General features: G+C 45.4%; 13 protein-coding genes. 5 read left to right on the top strand and 8 right to left on the bottom strand.

Annotation, left to right across the window (positions count from 1 at the left end; all coding sequences use genetic code 11):
• Positions 1–225 precede the first annotated feature (225 nt).
• From ACO03U_RS05730 to ispE, 4 genes are all read right to left on the bottom strand, one after another.
• Positions 226–1056: a metal ABC transporter permease gene (locus tag ACO03U_RS05730; protein WP_204686202.1), complete on the bottom strand. Its 831-nt coding sequence runs from the start codon at positions 1054–1056 to the stop codon at positions 226–228.
• Complete coding sequence (locus tag ACO03U_RS05725; RefSeq protein WP_204686204.1) at positions 1029–1709, bottom strand: metal ABC transporter ATP-binding protein; 681 nt, start codon at positions 1707–1709, stop codon at positions 1029–1031. Before ACO03U_RS05725 ends, ACO03U_RS05730 begins: the two co-directional genes overlap by 28 nt.
• A gap of 199 nt (positions 1710–1908) precedes the next feature.
• Entirely contained in the window at positions 1909–2862 is a 954-nt protein-coding gene (locus ACO03U_RS05720; RefSeq protein ID WP_204686206.1) for a metal ABC transporter substrate-binding protein, read from the bottom strand.
• Positions 2863–3156: 294 nt separating this feature from the next.
• Positions 3157–4008, bottom strand: coding sequence for a 4-(cytidine 5'-diphospho)-2-C-methyl-D-erythritol kinase (gene ispE, locus ACO03U_RS05715; protein WP_204686323.1), 852 nt, complete (start codon positions 4006–4008; stop codon positions 3157–3159).
• 435 nt (positions 4009–4443) lie between these two features.
• Here ispE and ACO03U_RS05710 point away from each other — a divergent pair, with 435 nt between their 5' ends.
• Positions 4444–4851: an Hsp20/alpha crystallin family protein gene (locus tag ACO03U_RS05710; protein WP_204686208.1), complete on the top strand. Its 408-nt coding sequence runs from the start codon at positions 4444–4446 to the stop codon at positions 4849–4851.
• A gap of 59 nt (positions 4852–4910) precedes the next feature.
• Here the strand turns inward: ACO03U_RS05710 and ACO03U_RS05705 are convergent, their stop codons facing one another.
• Genes ACO03U_RS05705 through rsxC form a run of 3 tightly spaced genes read right to left on the bottom strand, consistent with a single transcriptional unit; the run spans position 4911 to position 7919 of the window.
• Complete coding sequence (locus ACO03U_RS05705) at positions 4911–5489, bottom strand: hypothetical protein (protein ID WP_204686210.1); 579 nt, start codon at positions 5487–5489, stop codon at positions 4911–4913.
• Between the two features lie 16 nt (positions 5490–5505).
• Entirely contained in the window at positions 5506–6591 is a 1086-nt protein-coding gene (locus ACO03U_RS05700; protein WP_204686212.1) for an RnfABCDGE type electron transport complex subunit D, read from the bottom strand.
• The gene (rsxC, locus tag ACO03U_RS05695) at positions 6588–7919 is read right to left on the bottom strand and encodes an electron transport complex subunit RsxC (protein ID WP_204686214.1); all 1332 of its coding nucleotides are present in this window, start codon (positions 7917–7919) and stop codon (positions 6588–6590) included. The genes ACO03U_RS05700 and rsxC overlap by 4 nt, the downstream gene beginning before the upstream one ends.
• 370 nt (positions 7920–8289) lie before the next feature.
• Here rsxC and ACO03U_RS05690 point away from each other — a divergent pair, with 370 nt between their 5' ends.
• Entirely contained in the window at positions 8290–9768 is a 1479-nt protein-coding gene (locus tag ACO03U_RS05690) for an aldehyde dehydrogenase family protein (protein WP_204686217.1), read from the top strand.
• 166 nt (positions 9769–9934) lie between these two features.
• Positions 9935–10849 (top strand): GIY-YIG nuclease family protein, encoded by a 915-nt coding sequence (locus tag ACO03U_RS05685; protein ID WP_423104415.1) that lies wholly within the window; start codon positions 9935–9937, stop codon positions 10847–10849.
• Positions 10850–10984: 135 nt separating this feature from the next.
• On the opposite strand, the gene treP is transcribed toward ACO03U_RS05685, so the two are convergent.
• Positions 10985–12991: a PTS system trehalose-specific EIIBC component gene (gene treP / locus ACO03U_RS05680; RefSeq protein ID WP_161869758.1), complete on the bottom strand. Its 2007-nt coding sequence runs from the start codon at positions 12989–12991 to the stop codon at positions 10985–10987.
• A 553-nt stretch (positions 12992–13544) separates the two neighbouring features.
• Here treP and ACO03U_RS05675 point away from each other — a divergent pair.
• Both ACO03U_RS05675 and pgmB read left to right on the top strand, forming a co-directional pair.
• A complete protein-coding gene (locus tag ACO03U_RS05675) occupies positions 13545–16223 on the top strand; it encodes a glycoside hydrolase family 65 protein (RefSeq protein WP_204686221.1) in 2679 nt (892 codons plus the stop codon).
• Between the two features lie 43 nt (positions 16224–16266).
• A complete protein-coding gene (gene pgmB / locus ACO03U_RS05670; RefSeq protein ID WP_161869756.1) occupies positions 16267–16917 on the top strand; it encodes a beta-phosphoglucomutase in 651 nt (216 codons plus the stop codon).
• Positions 16918–16981: the final 64 nt, after the last annotated feature.

Here is a 16981-nt window from a genome sequence, read left to right as displayed (position 1 = left end):
CGCCTTATTATACTGGTTAACCAGCAAAAAAGCTATCATTTTATATGAAATTAGAGAAATAGTTCGGCATTTGTCTATTTTGTAAGGAGGATTGCAAAAACTCGTTCAACTCTCGGAATTAAGTCGACGCAAGTTCCTTTATGAAGCCAAACATAATACCAACACAAAAAAACAACTCACGAAAATGCCACAGAATTCTCGTAAGTTGTTTCGTTGTCATATCTATTAACGATTTCGTTGTCCTCGTTGTACAGCGACTAGTAGTCGTTTCACCAAATTTACCACTAAGAATAAGGCGATAAAAACTAACGTAATCGTCGCAGCTGGAGGTGAATTGAGATAAAAGGAACTCACTAAACCACTAGTCATCCCCACTAAACCAACTAGTATGCTAATAAAGAGGACCGCATTGAAACTTTTCCCTAAGCGCATGCTAATGGCTGCTGGTAAAACCATGATTGCGGATATCAACAGCGCTCCAGCAATTGGAATCATTACCGCTATCGCCACTCCGGTGAGTACATTGAAAGTCATAGACATCCAGCGTACTGGCAGACCATCTACGTGAGCGACCTCTTCATCAAAGGTCAGCACATACATCGGTCGTTTGAACAATAAAAATGCCACTAAAGTCACTACGAACAGTACGGCCAAGGTCACTACCTGACTTGTGGTGATCGTGACAATCGAACCAAAAAGATAAGACTGGATACTAGTAGCAGAATTTCCTGGTGTTAAATTCATCAGTACTAGGGCCAGTGCCAAGCCACCAGCCATCAAAATTGCGATAGAAATTTCTGAATAGGTGCGATACATAGAACGCAAATACTCCATCACAATCGCCGCCACCACTACCACGGCCAAAGTCGTCAAACTAGGATCGAGATTGAGGAAAAAACCCAAAGCTACCCCGGCTAAGGAGACATGGGATAAGGTATCCGCCATCAACGACTGTCGCCGGATCACCAAAAAGACGCCTAACATCGGTGCAATCCCCGCAATGAAAACCACTGCCCATAAGGCTTTGATCATGAATTCATATGAAAACAACGCCATGGCGAATCCTCCTTCCGCACCAACCGAATCTGCCGATCAGCATAATTTTTGATATCTTCATGGTCATGGGTGATCATCAAAATCCCCTTACCATGTTCATGAGCATTGTGTCGTAATAACTTGTAAAACTTGTTACGGCTTTCTTCATCCATCCCAGTAGTTGGCTCATCTAAAATAAATAAATCCGGATCGGTAGCAAATAAGCGAGCTAAACTAATCCGCTGTTTTTGGCCACCAGATAGCTCACCGATACGTTTGTGGCGCATTTCCCACATACCGACTGCCTCCAAAGCTCGGCGCACATGCTCCTGATCTTTTTTGTTCAGTCTTTTGAACCAACGTCCTCGAGGATAGCGCCCTGACTGTACCAACTCCAAAACCGTACTGGGAAAGCCAGCGTTGAAGGAAGCCACTTGCTGAGGAATATAACCAATACTGATTTTTTCTCCCTCTACATTCGTTTTTGCTAAGGTCACTGTGCCCTTTGTCGGCTTCAGCAACCCCATCGTCGCCTTGATCAAAGTAGATTTAGCCGCGCCATTTTCACCAGTGAGAATCACAAATTCACCAGCGTCCACTTGATAAGAAATATTTTCTAAAACCGGCTCTTCATCGTAATAAAAAGTCAGATTTGACACATCAATATAGTGCACCACGCACCGCCTTTCTCGTCCTACGAAATGATTTTCCACTTCTCAAAATTCAGAAAATCATCGCATCTAGTAACATGTACTAAAGCATCTCAAAGAACCAAGACTTTAATTATCATGGTTCTTTGAGTGTAGCATCTTCCCCATCATTTAGGAATAATTTGACCTTTAGTTAAGATTACGTCCGCAACCTCAATTCGACTTATTTGATACTTTTTTGCAACGCCACTAAGTTGTCCGCCATCACGGAAAGATAAGTTGCACCAGCTTTTATCTGGTCATTCGTGAGACTCTCCAGCGGATTCAGCACCGCTAATTCGACGCCAGTTTCCGTGGAAAGTGTCTCCGCTACTTTGGAATTGGCATTTTCTTCAAAATAAATCACCGAAACATCATGCTCTTCCACGAAATGTTTCAACTCTGCCAACCGAGCTGGCGTCGGTTCTTGATCCGGAGACAAGCCGGCAATCGATTCTTGCGTCAAGCCATATTGATGAGCTAAATAACCAAAGGCCGCATGTTGTACCAAGAAGGTTTTATTCTTGGCATTCTTGAAGGCTGCCTGATAATCAGCATCCAGTTGTTCCAATTTGGTAATGTAATTTTGCGCGTTTTTATCGAAGGTGGCCTTTTGCTCTGGGTATTTTTCTCCCAACTCTTGGGCGATTTCTTGAACTTCCTTCACCGCCATCAACGGATCCGTCCAAACATGAGGATCTACTCCCGCATGATCATGACCATCAGTTTCTGTTTCTGATTCGTGATCTTGGGTATCCTCAGCGGCGCTCAACAAGTCGATTTCATCGGCAGCTTCTATCACGAGGGTTTTGTCTTCATTCAAGTTATCGGTCAAATTTTCCACCCAAGTTTCGAAGGCTTCCGAATTGTAAACAAAGACATCTGCATCACTAATCTCCGCTATATCCTTGGCGCTAGGCTCATAGTCGTGAGGCTCCGTTCCCGCCGTCACCAGCAAGGAAACCTCCCCTGTATCCCCTAATACTTCTTTCGTAAATTCGTACATTGGGTAAAAAGTCGCTACTGCCTGGATTTTGCCCGAGTCTTGTGACGTATCACCTGCACCATTCTCATTACCGCAAGCAGCTAGCAATAACCCGCTAGCTACAATGCCAGCTGTCAAAAAAAATTTCTTCATTCCATAAGCCTCATTTCCTTTACTTGCACTATCAGTGACTATCCAAAATAATTTCTTCAGTTGCAAAATCTATGCAAATCGTAAACTTCCGATTTGTTTCCTGAATCAATTTATCAAAGAAAAAATCACCCGTCAACCGAAAACGTAAAGTTTCCGATTTGAAGCGTGATTTTCATCGTAAATCGTAATAAAGGCTGATTTTATAGGATTCGTTGTTCATATGAAGGCGTGCTAATGTTTAATTAAAGGAAGCAAAATTTACTAATAAATGGGTGATCAACTCATTTATCACCGTCACTTCAACGTCCTGACCAAATAGACTTCTTCACAAAAGCCCTTCAGCCCATTGTAAATCCGTTGTGCTCGGGAATGTTGTTGGCACAGGGCAAAAACGGTAGGGCCACTGCCACTCATAAGGGCGACGTCCGCACCGTATTTCATCATCCGGTCTTTGATTTGTTGGATGACAGGATGGCGCTGGATGGTAATGTCTTCTAGGCTATTGCCCATTTGGCGAATCATGGCGCCATAATCATCATCTTCAATGGCTCTACGTAAAGCAGCAATATCCGGATGGCTGATATGATCCACATCCACTTCAGGAAAGACTGTGCGGGTGGAAACACTGATTTTGGGTTTTACCAACACGACCCAGCACTGAGGCATGGGAACCATCAGCTGGACTTGTTCCCCTTTGCCACTGATATAAGCCGTGTGACCATAAAGACAATAAGGGACATCGGTTCCAATTTTGACGCCGATATCAATCAGCTCCTCTGGCGACAAATCGAGTTGCCACAGGCGGTTTAAGCCTCGTAAAACGGCTGCTGTATCTGAACTACCCCCACCTAATCCTGCTGCCACGGGGATTTGCTTGTGGATGTCGATTTTAACACCTTGCTGAATGCCGTAGCGTTCCTTTAACATCGCCGTCGCCTGATAGACATTATTGCGCTTGTCTACCGGTAAAAAGGCTTTGTTGGTTTCGATGACAATCTTGTTTTCCGCAAGTTCTGTGATGGTGAGGCGATCCGCCAGATCCACACTGGCCATGACCATTTCCAACTCATGATAGCCATCTTCTCGTTTATACAGTACGTCCAAGCCAAGGTTGATTTTGGCTGGCGCTTTTTCGATGATTTCCAACTTCTCACCTGCTTTCTCATAAAAGGCTGTCAACATTGGGCCCTTCAAATGAAAAAATGCAAAGCAAACTTTGGACTGCTTTCGCCAAGGTTTCTGCGCTTTTTCGCTGTGGTCGCCTAAATCACGATGGTGAAAGGCCGCATGCAGTCAGACAGCTGCTGCGAAGGCATCGGTTTGGACCGAAATGCTGGTCCGTACACTCCTTCTTCACATAATAGTTGCCTAGATTCTATCATAAACCATGATTTCTAGCACCTTTTCCACAGCTGGGAACGAAAATTGTATAAGAAAAGAGGCCTGCTATTTCAGCCGCAACAGCCAAAGTTTAAGAAAAAACTATTCTTGCTAGCTTCACCCGCAAATCACTTCATTTCAGTTGCCTAACCCTCCCCCGACTCTTACAATAAAGAGAAAAGACAGAAACGAGGACTAGTGATGACCGATAGGATACCGAAAAATTTGCAAGGTGCTAGTGAAGAACTCAGCGGTCGCACCATGAATCATTTTTGGCAAGATCGCCAAATTGATACAGACATCAAAGAATATCCAGACCGTTATGAAATTTTGGCAGATCTTCCCGGTGTAACAAAAGAAAATATTCTCGTTCATTATGATGCAGAGCAACTGACCATCTCCGCCACTCAAAATTTTACTGAGAACAACACTGATGACGGGCACTATCTTCGCCGAGAACGCGCCACTGCCAGCTTCCAACGCAGCTTTGCCATTAAAAATATCGTTGCTGAGGAGATTACCGCTAAATACGAAAACGGCGTCTTGCGGCTAAGCTTACCCAAACAGAGCCCCAATTTAATCGTTGGAAAGATCATCCCCGTCGAATAATTCAGCAATAAATAAGAGCAGGTTCCCAACCAGGGGGCCTGCTCTTATTTAAATTCCAACTAAAAAATACCATCGAAAAAGATTCCTCTAAAAAATGACAAGCTCAAGAAAATCAAGAACAACACCACTAATTGAATCGGAAATCCCCGCAATCCACTAGGAATCGGGGCGATGCGCAGTCGCTCTTGAATACCGGCTAACAAAATGCCGCAAATGACAAAAAACAATAATCCTAAACTCACATGATACAAGCTCAGCCAAGGTTTTTCCAAATTTAAAGTGGTGGTGAACGCTAAATTAATTACTATCGGTAAGCACACAATCAGTTGTTGTAACTCTCGCGTATACCAGCGACAACGACTTAATAACCACCCTCCAAACAAACTCCAAAGTCCCGTCAAGACTGCTAGTAAAAAGGGCCATAGCACGGGGGGATTAATTTTTTCCTGAGGGAGTGGCAACAACAGATAACAAAGCATCCCCAAAAGTGCCGCCCCCGCCACTAATATGGTGACTAGGATTAATTGAAGCATACGACTGGTACGCCGATTATCTGTCAGTTTGCCACCGGTCTTTTCCACCAGAAGCACAATTACCGCTAATCCGAGAAACATAACCATCCGAATAGCTAAATTCATACTGCCCCCGCCTTTCTTATTTATCGATTTTGATATTTAGCTGATGATTGCCCGGTTCGCCTAAGACTCGCCGACGCAACAAACGGTCAATCAGAGGCACAAAACAGTTCATGGTTAAGATGGCATAACTAACACCTTCGTTGGTGGGACCCCAGAAGCGTAAAATCACCACGAGCACCCCAATCCCCACCGCGTACACACACTCACCGACTAGGGTGGATGGACTGGAGGCATAGTCAGTGGCCATGAATATCGCCCCCAACAGTAAGCCCCCACCTAGCACGTGTCCCAAAACAGTAGTACCTGATGCCAAGCTCCCAGGTTCGGCAAACAGCCAAGCCCCCATTGCCACCACTGCCACCATAATCAAGGGAATATGTGGCCGGATGATCCGGCGCCAGATCAAAAAAACGGCCGCTACTATAATCAAGACCGCAGATGTTTCCCCAATCCGACCACCAGTGTTGCCTAAAAACATATCCAATAGCTCATCACCAGATAGCGCTTGTCCCGCTTTTAAGGCGGCCAATGGTGTGGCATGAGTAGTAACATCAGCGGTCGCCTGGCTGACAGCACCTGGCGGAATGCGGCCAAACGGCGGATCTGGCCAACTAATCTGAAACATTTCCATGTAAAATAGTCCTACTAAAAACGCCCGCCCCCCTAGCGCTGGATTCAAAAAATTATAGCCAAGGCCACCAAAAAACTCCTTCACCACAATAATTGCAAAGGCTGAACCAATCACCGGGAAATACCAAGGAGCAGAAGGTGGCAAATTCATAGTCAACAGCAGCCCCGTCACCACAGCACTCAAATCAAAAGTCAGCTCTCGGCCCCGGGCTTTGAACCAAATAATTTCCGCTAGTTGAGCAGTCCCTATCGACAATAAATACAAACCATAAATCCGCCAGCCAAAATAATAACCAGAAGCTATCACAATCGGTAATAAGGCCACAACGACTGTACCCATGATCTGACGACTGGTGACATCGGCAGTTAGATGAGGGTTAGTGTCCGTGATTAAATTCCCTACCTGTGCTTCTAGTTGGGCCACGGAAAGGTGCTGTTCTTCAGAATAACTGTGCTTTTCTCGTTGAATCATCTCTTTTGCGCCTCCCTTCTCAGCTTACCAATCGCACCTCTCGCCTGCATAATCGTAGGAGCCAGGCGCCGCTTGGAAGGACAAACATAGCTACAGCACCCACAATTGATACATTCTTCCGCCTTTAGCTGGGCACAACGGGTTAGTTCACCGGCGCGCATCGCTTGATCAATATTTTGTGGTTCCAACCGAATCGGACAACTGACGACACACCGATTGCAGCGAATACAGGGTTTTTCCGCAAATTGCTGCAGATGGTTTTGATTAAAAACGATTAACCCGTTAGAACCCTTAGTCAAAGGCGTCTGCAATTGATGCAAGGTTCGCCCCATCATTGGTCCACCGTGGAGAATCTGAACTGGTGGCCCACCGCGAGTTTCAAAGCCACCGCAAAAAGCGATTAGTTCACCAGCATAGGTCCCTAACGGAAAATCAATTACCCGCGGATTGACCACATCGCCAGTCACCGTGACATAGCGACGAATTAATGGTCGCCGTTCATCTACCGCTTCAGCCATCGCTTTGGAAGTAGCGACATTCATATTGTAACCACCGGTCTCAATCGTCCGGCCACCGATTGGCGATTCCGCTCCTATCAAGGTTTCCAACAACTGCTTTTCACCACCTTGAGGATAACGCACCGGTAAAACCTTCACTTCGCAATCTGGCACTCCGGCAATGGCAGCTTCCATCATCTTCACTGCATCTGGTTTGTCTTCTTCGATGGCAATTATTAAGGTTTTGGCCCCCAACATCTCCCGAGCAATTTCACCCCCTCGGACGATTTTAACCGCTTCCATTTGCATCAAATAATCATCGGAATGAATAAACGGCTCGCATTCTGCGCCGTTTAGCACGATATACTCGACATTCACATGGTCTTCTGGCGCCAATTTGATATGGGTAGGAAAAGTCGCTCCCCCCAATCCTACAACGCCGGCTTCCCGCACCAATTCGGCAAAACTGGCCTCTTTTCGCAAGAGTTGTACTTCATCAGGATCTGCCTTGAGGTCTCGCTGGATCACCACCGCTTTTTGATACCCCCCCGCCAGATTGGGCACTTCGCGAATAGCTGTTACCGTCCCAGTAATCGACGCGTGGACGTACCCGGAAACCGCCTCTTCTGTCATAGCAATGATCTCCCCCGCTCGCACATAATCCCCCACCACTACTTGAACTTGGTTGGGAGCGCCAATGTGTTGATCAAAGGGAATCGCTACTTCCGCCGGCTCATAGTGATACAATACCGGCGCTAGCTGAAAAGTTTCTTTCATCTTCAATAATGACGGCGCAAAATCAATACCTCCTGTAAACTCACCGTTTTTCATCTAAACCACCTCTCTTGTCGACACCTGCCTTTTGCTCAAAAAAACACTAGATTTCTTAATTATATGGTAACAAAATTTAGGGAATCAGCAAAGAAATCCACTAGTCTTCTTTGAAAAAAACCATCTACAACGCATTTTTAGCCAAAGATCAGCACCGGCTACTACTTCACAAACGCTCTTTGAATTTTCTTAATAATCTCCCTTACCCCCAACTAGACCACCTTTCTTAGCAACTACTCGTTCGCAAAAAATGAAAGCGGGCACATTTCTTGTCAGATAAAAATCACCGTTGTTATACTTGATATGTGAAGCAGTTTTTCAGTTGAAAACAATCGTCATCTTGCTTACTAAAAATAGGAGGAAAAACAACATGGCAAAACCCGAAATTGACATGCTACTAGACAAAGAATACCTAATGTACATCGGTGGTAAATGGACCGTCGGCACAAAAGGTGCTACTCTGACTACCTCCAGCCCCGCTGACGGCAAACCGCTGGCAACCTTTATCAACGCTGATAACGCCGACGTGGATGCCGCTGTTGCAGCTGCCACCGAAGCCTTTCCTGCTTGGAGCAAAATCGGTACCGAAGAACGCAGCAAACTCTTGTTGGACATCGCTGACATTTTAGAAGAAAATCTAGAACACTTAGCGATGGTGGAAACATTGGACAATGGTAAACCCATCCGCGAAACTCGTAATGCCGACATCCCCTTAGTAATCGATCATTTCCGTTACTTTGCCGCCTTGATTCGCTCAGAAGAAGGCACTATCAAAGAACTCAATCACAACACCTTGACCATGGTACTGAAAGAACCGATTGGCGTCGTGGGACAAATCGTCCCTTGGAATTTTCCAGCTTTGATGGCCGCTTGGAAAATCGCTCCGGCTCTAGCAGCTGGCAATACAATCGTTATCCATCCGTCGTCATCCACGCCTTTAAGCCTTTTAGAAATCACCAAGCTCATCGGTCCGATGTTACCTGCCGGTGTCTTAAACGTCATCACCGGTAAAGGATCTGAGTCAGGTGATTACATGTTGACTCACCCTGGCTTTGCCAAACTAGCCTTCACCGGCTCAACCGAAGTCGGTTATGAAGTAGCCAAGGGGGCGGCAACAAACTTGATACCAGCTACATTGGAATTAGGCGGTAAATCTGCTCATATCATCTTTGCTGACGCGGATCGCAAGCGGGCTCTGAAATTTGCCCAAAGCGGAATTCTTACCAACCAAGGACAAGTTTGTTCCGCCGGCAGTCGTCTCTTGATAGAAGAGAGTATCTACGACGAGTTTGTCGCTGCTCTCGCCGAATCCTTCAAGACCGTCAACGTCGGCTTGCCTTGGGAAGAAGGCACTGAAATGGGGGCTCAAATCAACGAAGGGCAAATGGATACCATCTTGAAATACATCGCCATCGGAAAAGAAGAAGGCGCCAAAGTCCTCGTAGGTGGCGAGCGCTTCTCCGACGGTGTCCTAGCAGAAGGAGCCTTCATGCAACCGACAATCCTCACTGATGTCACCAATGATATGCGGGTAGCCCAAGAAGAGATCTTCGGCCCAGTCATCGTAGCCATTAAGTTTAAAGATGAAGCAGAAGCTATCGCAATCGCCAACGATTCCGACTACGGTCTAGCTGGGGGTGTCTTCACTACCAACCTCAATAAAGCCTTCCGGGTAGCACGCGCTGTCCGTACCGGCACTATGTTCGTCAACATCTATGGGGAACTCCCAGCCGGCACACCATTTGGCGGCTATAAGAAATCCGGAATTGGTCGAGAAACCTACAAATCAATATTGGATGCTTATACCCAAGATAAGAATATTTATATGTATGTGGAGGATGGGGAATAAATTCACCTATTTCCGGATAAGACTGCTGTTTTTCAGCAGTCTTTTTAGCTATTTCTAAAATCCCCCTCAATCCCTTGCCAATACCACCATTTTCTGTTACCTTCCCCTCATGAAGACAATTCAAGCAAAACTCCAACAATTACCGGAAGCGCCCGGAATTTACCTGATGAAAGATACCCATGGGGATATTTTGTATGTTGGGAAAGCGAAAAATCTCAAAAATCGGGTGCGTTCGTATTTTCATCATAACGCGCAGCATTCAAAAAAAGTGTTGCGAATGGTCTGGAATATCGCGGATCTTGATTGGCAGATTGTGGATACCGAACTGGATGCCTTATTATTGGAATGCCAGCTGATTCAAGAGCACCATCCTCTTTATAATCGCATGATGAACAGCCACCTCAACTATTGTTATGTTAAATTGACTGCTACTGGACCGGTGTTGATCACCGACCTGGAGCCAACAGATACGTCAGAAGTGGGTGGATTACCGGCAAACATATCTGAGGAATCCCCCCTGCAGACCTCCCTAATACTCGGCCCCTTTCGCCAATATAAAAAATTACCGACATTGATTGAAACATTGCAGGACACTTATCTATTACCAGGAGTCAATCCATTGACCAGTCTCGCCGTGCAACGACAACTGCCTCAAATGACTCAGCGCCCCTTGTCGGAACGTCTCTATCAGGTAAACCAGTTTTTCTTAGGCAATGAGACAACCGTTTTTCAAGAGCTAGAAGCACGGATGACTGCCAGTGCCGAACAACTGAATTTTGAGAATGCTGCGCAACTTCAGCAACATTTAGAACAAGCGCAATATTTCTATCGTTACGTACAAGAACATCAGCAATTTATCGCTAAGAAACGACTACTTTGGTGGACCCCGCTTGAGAGAGATCCAAAACAAAAGAAGGTTTATTACATCAGTCATGGTCAGCTATTGACAAGTCGCGTAATCCCACTAGCAACACCAGTGTCCTTCGATATAGCGCCGCTTTCGGCTCCACCACAACTCACCAAAAAAGATGTGGATCCTCAAGATATTCTGATAAGCTATTTGAAATACCACCAAGTATAGTATCGGTTCACGTTTGTAGATACTTCAACTACGCAAACAACCGCAAGCCATTTTTCACGGCTTGCGGTTGTTTGTCATTTTTTACGGCTTGCGGTTGTTTGTCATTTTTTACCGAAAATAATGTTCTTTTCTATCCTAGCTCAAAACTTCTGCATGACCAATCCGGCTCTTTTCTTTCACCGCGCCAGTCATATCCAATGTTACGCTGTCGATTTTTTCACCATTGGTAAAGACTACTAAAACATCTGTTTCTTTGCCGCTAGCCTTGACTGCGGTTAAATCCATTACAGCAAGTAAGGTTTCTGGCGTCACTTGATCGCCTTCTTTGACCTTCACATCAAAAGGGGCACCTTTAAGCTCTACCGTATCCAAGCCCATGTGGACTAAGACTTCAGCGCCTGTAGCAGTCGTAATACCGATTGCATGTTTTGTCTCAAAGACGCTGACAACTTTCCCATAGACCGGGGCATAGATTTCATTGGCTGTAGGGCGGATTGCAAAACCATCCCCCATCATTTTTTTAGAAAAGACTGGGTCGTTGACTTGATCGATAGCAATCACTTCACCGGCAACGGGGGCATAGATCATTTCTTCTGTCACAGTCCCGGTGCCCTTATCCATGACACTGGCTGTCACGGCTGCTGGTGCACTTGCCCCAACACCAGCTCCCACTGTTGCCAAATCTGACAGATCATCATCATCAAGCGCTGGTTCAATTTTATTCAATGCCTTCACTTGACGTAAAATATAAGTCATGATGAAGGTGATTACCATGGTTACGACCATCGAAACAATCGTCCAAGGATAACTCTTAAGTGGGAAAGACAAAAGACCAGGTAGTCCCCCGACACCGATCCCCAGTGCCCGACTATTGGTAACCGTGATTAGCATCCCACCGATGGAAGAACCAATCATGGCTGCCACAAATGGGTATACGTATTTCAAGTTAATCCCAAACATCGCTGGTTCGGTAACCCCGAGATAGGCAGAGATTGTTGCGGGAACCGAAACTTGTTCCTCTTTTTTATTGCCTTTGTGTTGGAAATAAATCGCTAATACCGCCGTCCCTTGAGCAATATTTGATAACATAATCATTGGCCATAAGTTTGTCGTTCCAAAATCTGAAACCAACTGTTGGTCAATCGCTAGCGTGGTGTGATGTAGCCCGGTAATAACGAGTGGTGAGTACAAAGCCCCAAAGACGAGACCAAACAACCAGTTAAAGGAAGATGACAAACCGGCGTTTACCACATAAGAAATCCCCGAACCAATCTTCCAACCAACTGGGCCTAATAACACGTGAGCCGCAATAATCGTCGGTAATAAAGAGAACAATGGAACAAAGATCATCGCCACCGCTTCAGGAATATGTTTCCTAAAGAAGCGTTCCAAGTAAACGAGTAAGAAACCAGCCAACATCGCCGGAATTACTTGTGCTTGGTAACCGATCTTATCAACAGTAAAGAAGCCAAAATCCCATGTCCAGTTAGCCGCAATGTCCGCAGCACTCGTCCCATTTACGGCATAGGCATTGAGCAATTGAGGAGATACTAAGGTAATCCCTAACACAATCCCCAAAATTTGCGTCGTTCCCATCTTACGAGTAATCGACCAGGTAATCCCGACTGGTAAGAAGTGGAAGATCGCCTCACAAGGTAACCACAAGAAGCTGTTGACACCATTCCAGAAAGTGGAAGCTTGTGTGATGGTTTGATCCCCCAAAAAGCCCAATGGTACCCCTTCGAGAAAGTTTCGGAAACCGAGCATAAGCCCCCCGATGATGATTGCTGGTAATAAGGGCGTAAAGATTTCTGCCAAAGTTCCAATGGCTTTTTGCACTAAGTTTTGATTTTGTTTGGCAACTGCCTTACTCTGTTCTTTGGAAACCCCTTCAATTCCCGATACTGCCGTAAAATCGTTATAAAATGAGGGGACATCGTTTCCGATAATGACCTGAAATTGACCAGCATTGGTAAACATTCCCTTTACACTGGGAATATTCTCAATAGCTTTTTCATTGGCTTTGCTCTCGTCGTTTAAGACAAAACGCATCCGTGTAGCACAATGAGTGACTGCCGCAATATTTTCCTTCCCACCAATCTCCTGTAACAGCTTTTCCGCATCCTGTTGATACTTGCCCATTTCTCAGGCTCCTTTCTTTTCTCGCTGTGTCCGAAGTGTTCCTAGCAGTGTTCCCCTATCTAACCTGATCCTGCCCCTAAGTTTATTCTTCGAGCTTCAGCAAATCCCGCGCTTCAAAAACTTGTATATATAAGTTCGTTACAAGACAATCATAACGGCTCACCAGAAATAATGCAAGCGTTTTATATTTATTTTTTTGCAGCGGTCTAAAAGTATTTCCTACTTTTATATTTTTTAAAAATACCTTCCTATTAATGTTTTTAATTGATTATCCCCAATTTGAAAATATTTATATGAAAATGGTCAAGTATCTTTTAATTTATTGGAGATAACATTTGAAATCGGTGTCATTCTCCGCTATAATGAAGTTGCATGTATAGACAAGTTGTAAGTTTATTTGAAGCAGAGTCCTCTGCTTCAAGCGCAATGTACACAAAGATCAAAAACTGTCTAGGAAATCTCCCTAAGAAACTCCCGACACTCCAAATGATTTGAAACACAGCAAACAAAGAAAGGAGAAGCAGAGAGGCACGCACCTATCTGCAAACAACTCATGAAGCTGACTATGATTACCATTACCTCCCAAGGCTGGCGAGTTCAGCTGCCCTCGGGTAACCAACAGCAACTAACCGACTTTCCTCAGGCAAACGCAAAATCCCTTTTTACTATCATCCAATCGGAACCAACAGATGGAGGTATCCTTTATTGTGAGCTTCCAGAAATTATCACTTTTCCAGAAGGGACTTTTGAGCTGTCCCAGTGGCTGACGGAGAATTTGAATCTGCCGTTTCTGACCAATGTCAAGGTAGATGAGTTCCCTGAAAAAGCTGCCGATTTATGCTGGCATCTCGATTATTATGGCTATCGCCCTGGCAAAGATGAGTACTCAGTGGAAAGTTTACTGACGGTTGGTAATGGCTATCTCGGTTTACGGGGGACGACACCGGAGATGGAAATTTCTGATGATAGCTACCCAGCAACCTATCTGGCGAGTCTTTATAACACTGCCTACTCTCAGGTTCAAGACCGCACCATCGCCAATGAAGACTTCGTCAATGCACCGAATCTACAAAAAATCTACTTAATCATCGATGGCGAAAAAGTTGCGATGTCAGAAACGCAAGTAAGCACGCTCCATCGTTCATTAGATATGCGAAATGGCCTAATGACCTCCCGTAGCCAGCTTTCTTTGGCAGATGGACGGAGTTTAACCATCGAAACGGCTAAATTTGCCAGTATGGCCCAACGAGAATGCTATAGCCTGCGTTATCGGTTCACTCCGGATTTTGATGGCACGATCCAAGTGGTGACGGAAGCTGATGGGACGGTCTACAACTACAACGTCGCCCGTTACCGCAGTCTTGAAAACCGCCATCTAGATGTTTTGAAGACGGCCGTGGCAGGTCCCCACGCTCTTTTAGCGGCCCGCACAAAAGACTCTCACATTACTGTTTTACAAGAATCCTTTTTGCGGAGTCCTCTCTTGGAAACCCATGAGCTCCAAACAGAAGTGACCGATGAAAAAGTTTTTCAATCCTTAACCATCGAAGCCCGTTGCCAACAATGGTATGAGTTGGAAAAAACCGTCCACGTGACCCAATATCGTCCTGACGAGGAACAACCCGCTCTTCATTTAAGCCCAGAGAATCCAGCAGAAAGGTTTCCTGATTTTACAACTTTGTTGGACCTATCTGCAGCGGCATGGCAAGTTTTATGGGACAATGCTGCCATCAATGTTACGGGGGATTTTATGAGTCAAAAACTTCTAAATCTCCACACGTATCACCTTTTGTCTTCCGCCTCCCCTATCGGCAATGTCAATCTGGATGCTTCCGTAACTGCCCGTGGTCTTCATGGTGAAGCTTATCGTGGCCACATCTTCTGGGATGAGCTGTTTATTTTGCCGTTTTATATTTTACGTTTTCCAGAAACAGCGCGGCAATTGTTGCTCTATCGGTACCACCGACTGCCAGCTGCCAAAACCGAAGCCCAAAAAGCCGGCTATCAAGGGGCGATGTTCCCATGGCAATCTGGTCTAGATGGAACCGAACAATCCCAAGAACTCCATCTCAATCCCATCAGCGGAGAATGGAAAGAAGATCACAGCCGCCGCCAACGCCATGTGTCGCTGGCGATTGCCTACAATGTCTGGTTCTACTGGCACAACACAGAAGATCATCAGTTTATGAAAGACTATGGATTGGAGTTAATTTTAGAAATAGCCCAATTTTGGCAAAGTATCGCTACTTTTGATCCGACAACAAACCGCTACACCATCGCTGGGGTCATGGGGCCAGATGAATTTCATGAGGCTTATCCTGGTGCTGAAAAAGGTGGGTTGAAAGACAATGCCTATACCAATATGATGGTGGTCTGGCTCTTTGAAGAATTAGCGAACTTAAAAAAAACGTTCGGCACTGAGGTTTTCCAACAAATCCAAGCAAAAACTGGGGTCACCGACGACCTGGTCTCAAAAATGGAAAAAATCCGACATCAATTAACCTTAGACATCAACTCGGACGGGATCATTGCCCAATTTGACGGCTACTTCGACTTGCTGGACTTGGACTGGGACCATTACCGCGCAAAATACGGCAATGTCTACCGCTTGGATCGCATCTTAAATGCGGAAGGCTTATCCGCTGACGACTATAAAGTCGCCAAACAAGCGGATAGTTTGATGATTTATTACAACTTCTCAAAAAATCAAGTAGAAGAAATCTTACAGGATTTAGGTTATCGGGAGCAGTTACCTGAAGACTATGTCAGCCGTAACCTGCATTATTATCTTGCTCGTACTTCCCACGGATCGACTTTGTCTCGCGTAGTTCATGCCCAATTGGCGGCGATGGTAGATGAGAAGGAACTGGCGTGGGAACTGTACCAAGAAGCCCTTTACTCTGACTATCGCGATATTCAAGGAGGGACGACCGCAGAAGGTATCCACGCGGGTGTCATGGCCGCCACCCTTTATATTCCACTGACGACGTTTGCTGGCCTAGACGTACGAGAAGAGGTAATTCATATTAATCCGAATTTACCAGCTGCTTGGGCCGCCATCGCCTACCACATTACCGTCAAAAATGTGAACTATTACGTGAAAGTCACGACTACAGAGGTGATTTTAACCACCTCGGCTGACACCCGTGTTATCATCAAAGGCAAAGAAGTTCCACTAACGGCTAGTGAACAGCTGGTCTATCCCTATCATGACGAACAAAATAAAAACTGACGGAAAGCCATTTGTTTTTCTGTCTATAAAGGAGTAATTATTGATGAAAAAAGGTTTCGTATTTGACTTAGACGGTGTCATCACCGATACTGCAAAATTTCATTTCTTAGCTTGGCGAGATTTAGGAAAAGAAATCGGGATTGATGTCGATCTCAAATTCAACGAGCAGCTGAAAGGCATCAGCCGTATGGACTCTTTGGAACGCATTTTAGTCCATGGTAAGCGTCAAAATGACTTTACCCCGGAAGAAAAAGAAGCCTTGGCTGCCAAGAAGAACACCCATTACGTAGAACTTCTGCAAGACTTGACACCAGCGGATCTGTTACCCGGAGTAAAAGACTTCTTAGAGGCTGCCAAAGCCCGTCAAATCCCCTGCGCTATCGCTTCTGCATCCAAAAATGCGCCTTTTATTTTGAAAAAATTGGAAGTTTTTGAGCGCTTCGATGCGATCGTGGATCCCGCGACTTTGCACAAAGGCAAACCGGATCCGGAAATTTTTGTCAAAGCAGCTGAACTACTGGGCTTTACTCCAGAAGAATGCGTTGGTTTTGAAGATGCTCAAGCCGGCTTAGATGGCATCAAAGCTTGTGGCATGTATGCTGTCGGCGTTTTAAGTGGAGAACCCCTTCATGGTGCTGACCAAACTGTCCACAAACTCACCGAATTAGACCTCGATGCCTTGTTAAATGCGTAAACTCTTATTCCCGGGCCACTGTTTGGTCCGGGTTTTCCTTCTTTAGTAGCGGACCTTTTTTAAG

The organism is Enterococcus diestrammenae, assembly GCF_049384045.1.
GTDB lineage: Bacteria > Bacillota > Bacilli > Lactobacillales > Enterococcaceae > Enterococcus_C > Enterococcus_C diestrammenae.
The sequence above is the reverse complement of the archived record's forward strand: the minus strand, read 5'-3'. Positions and strand labels throughout refer to the sequence as shown.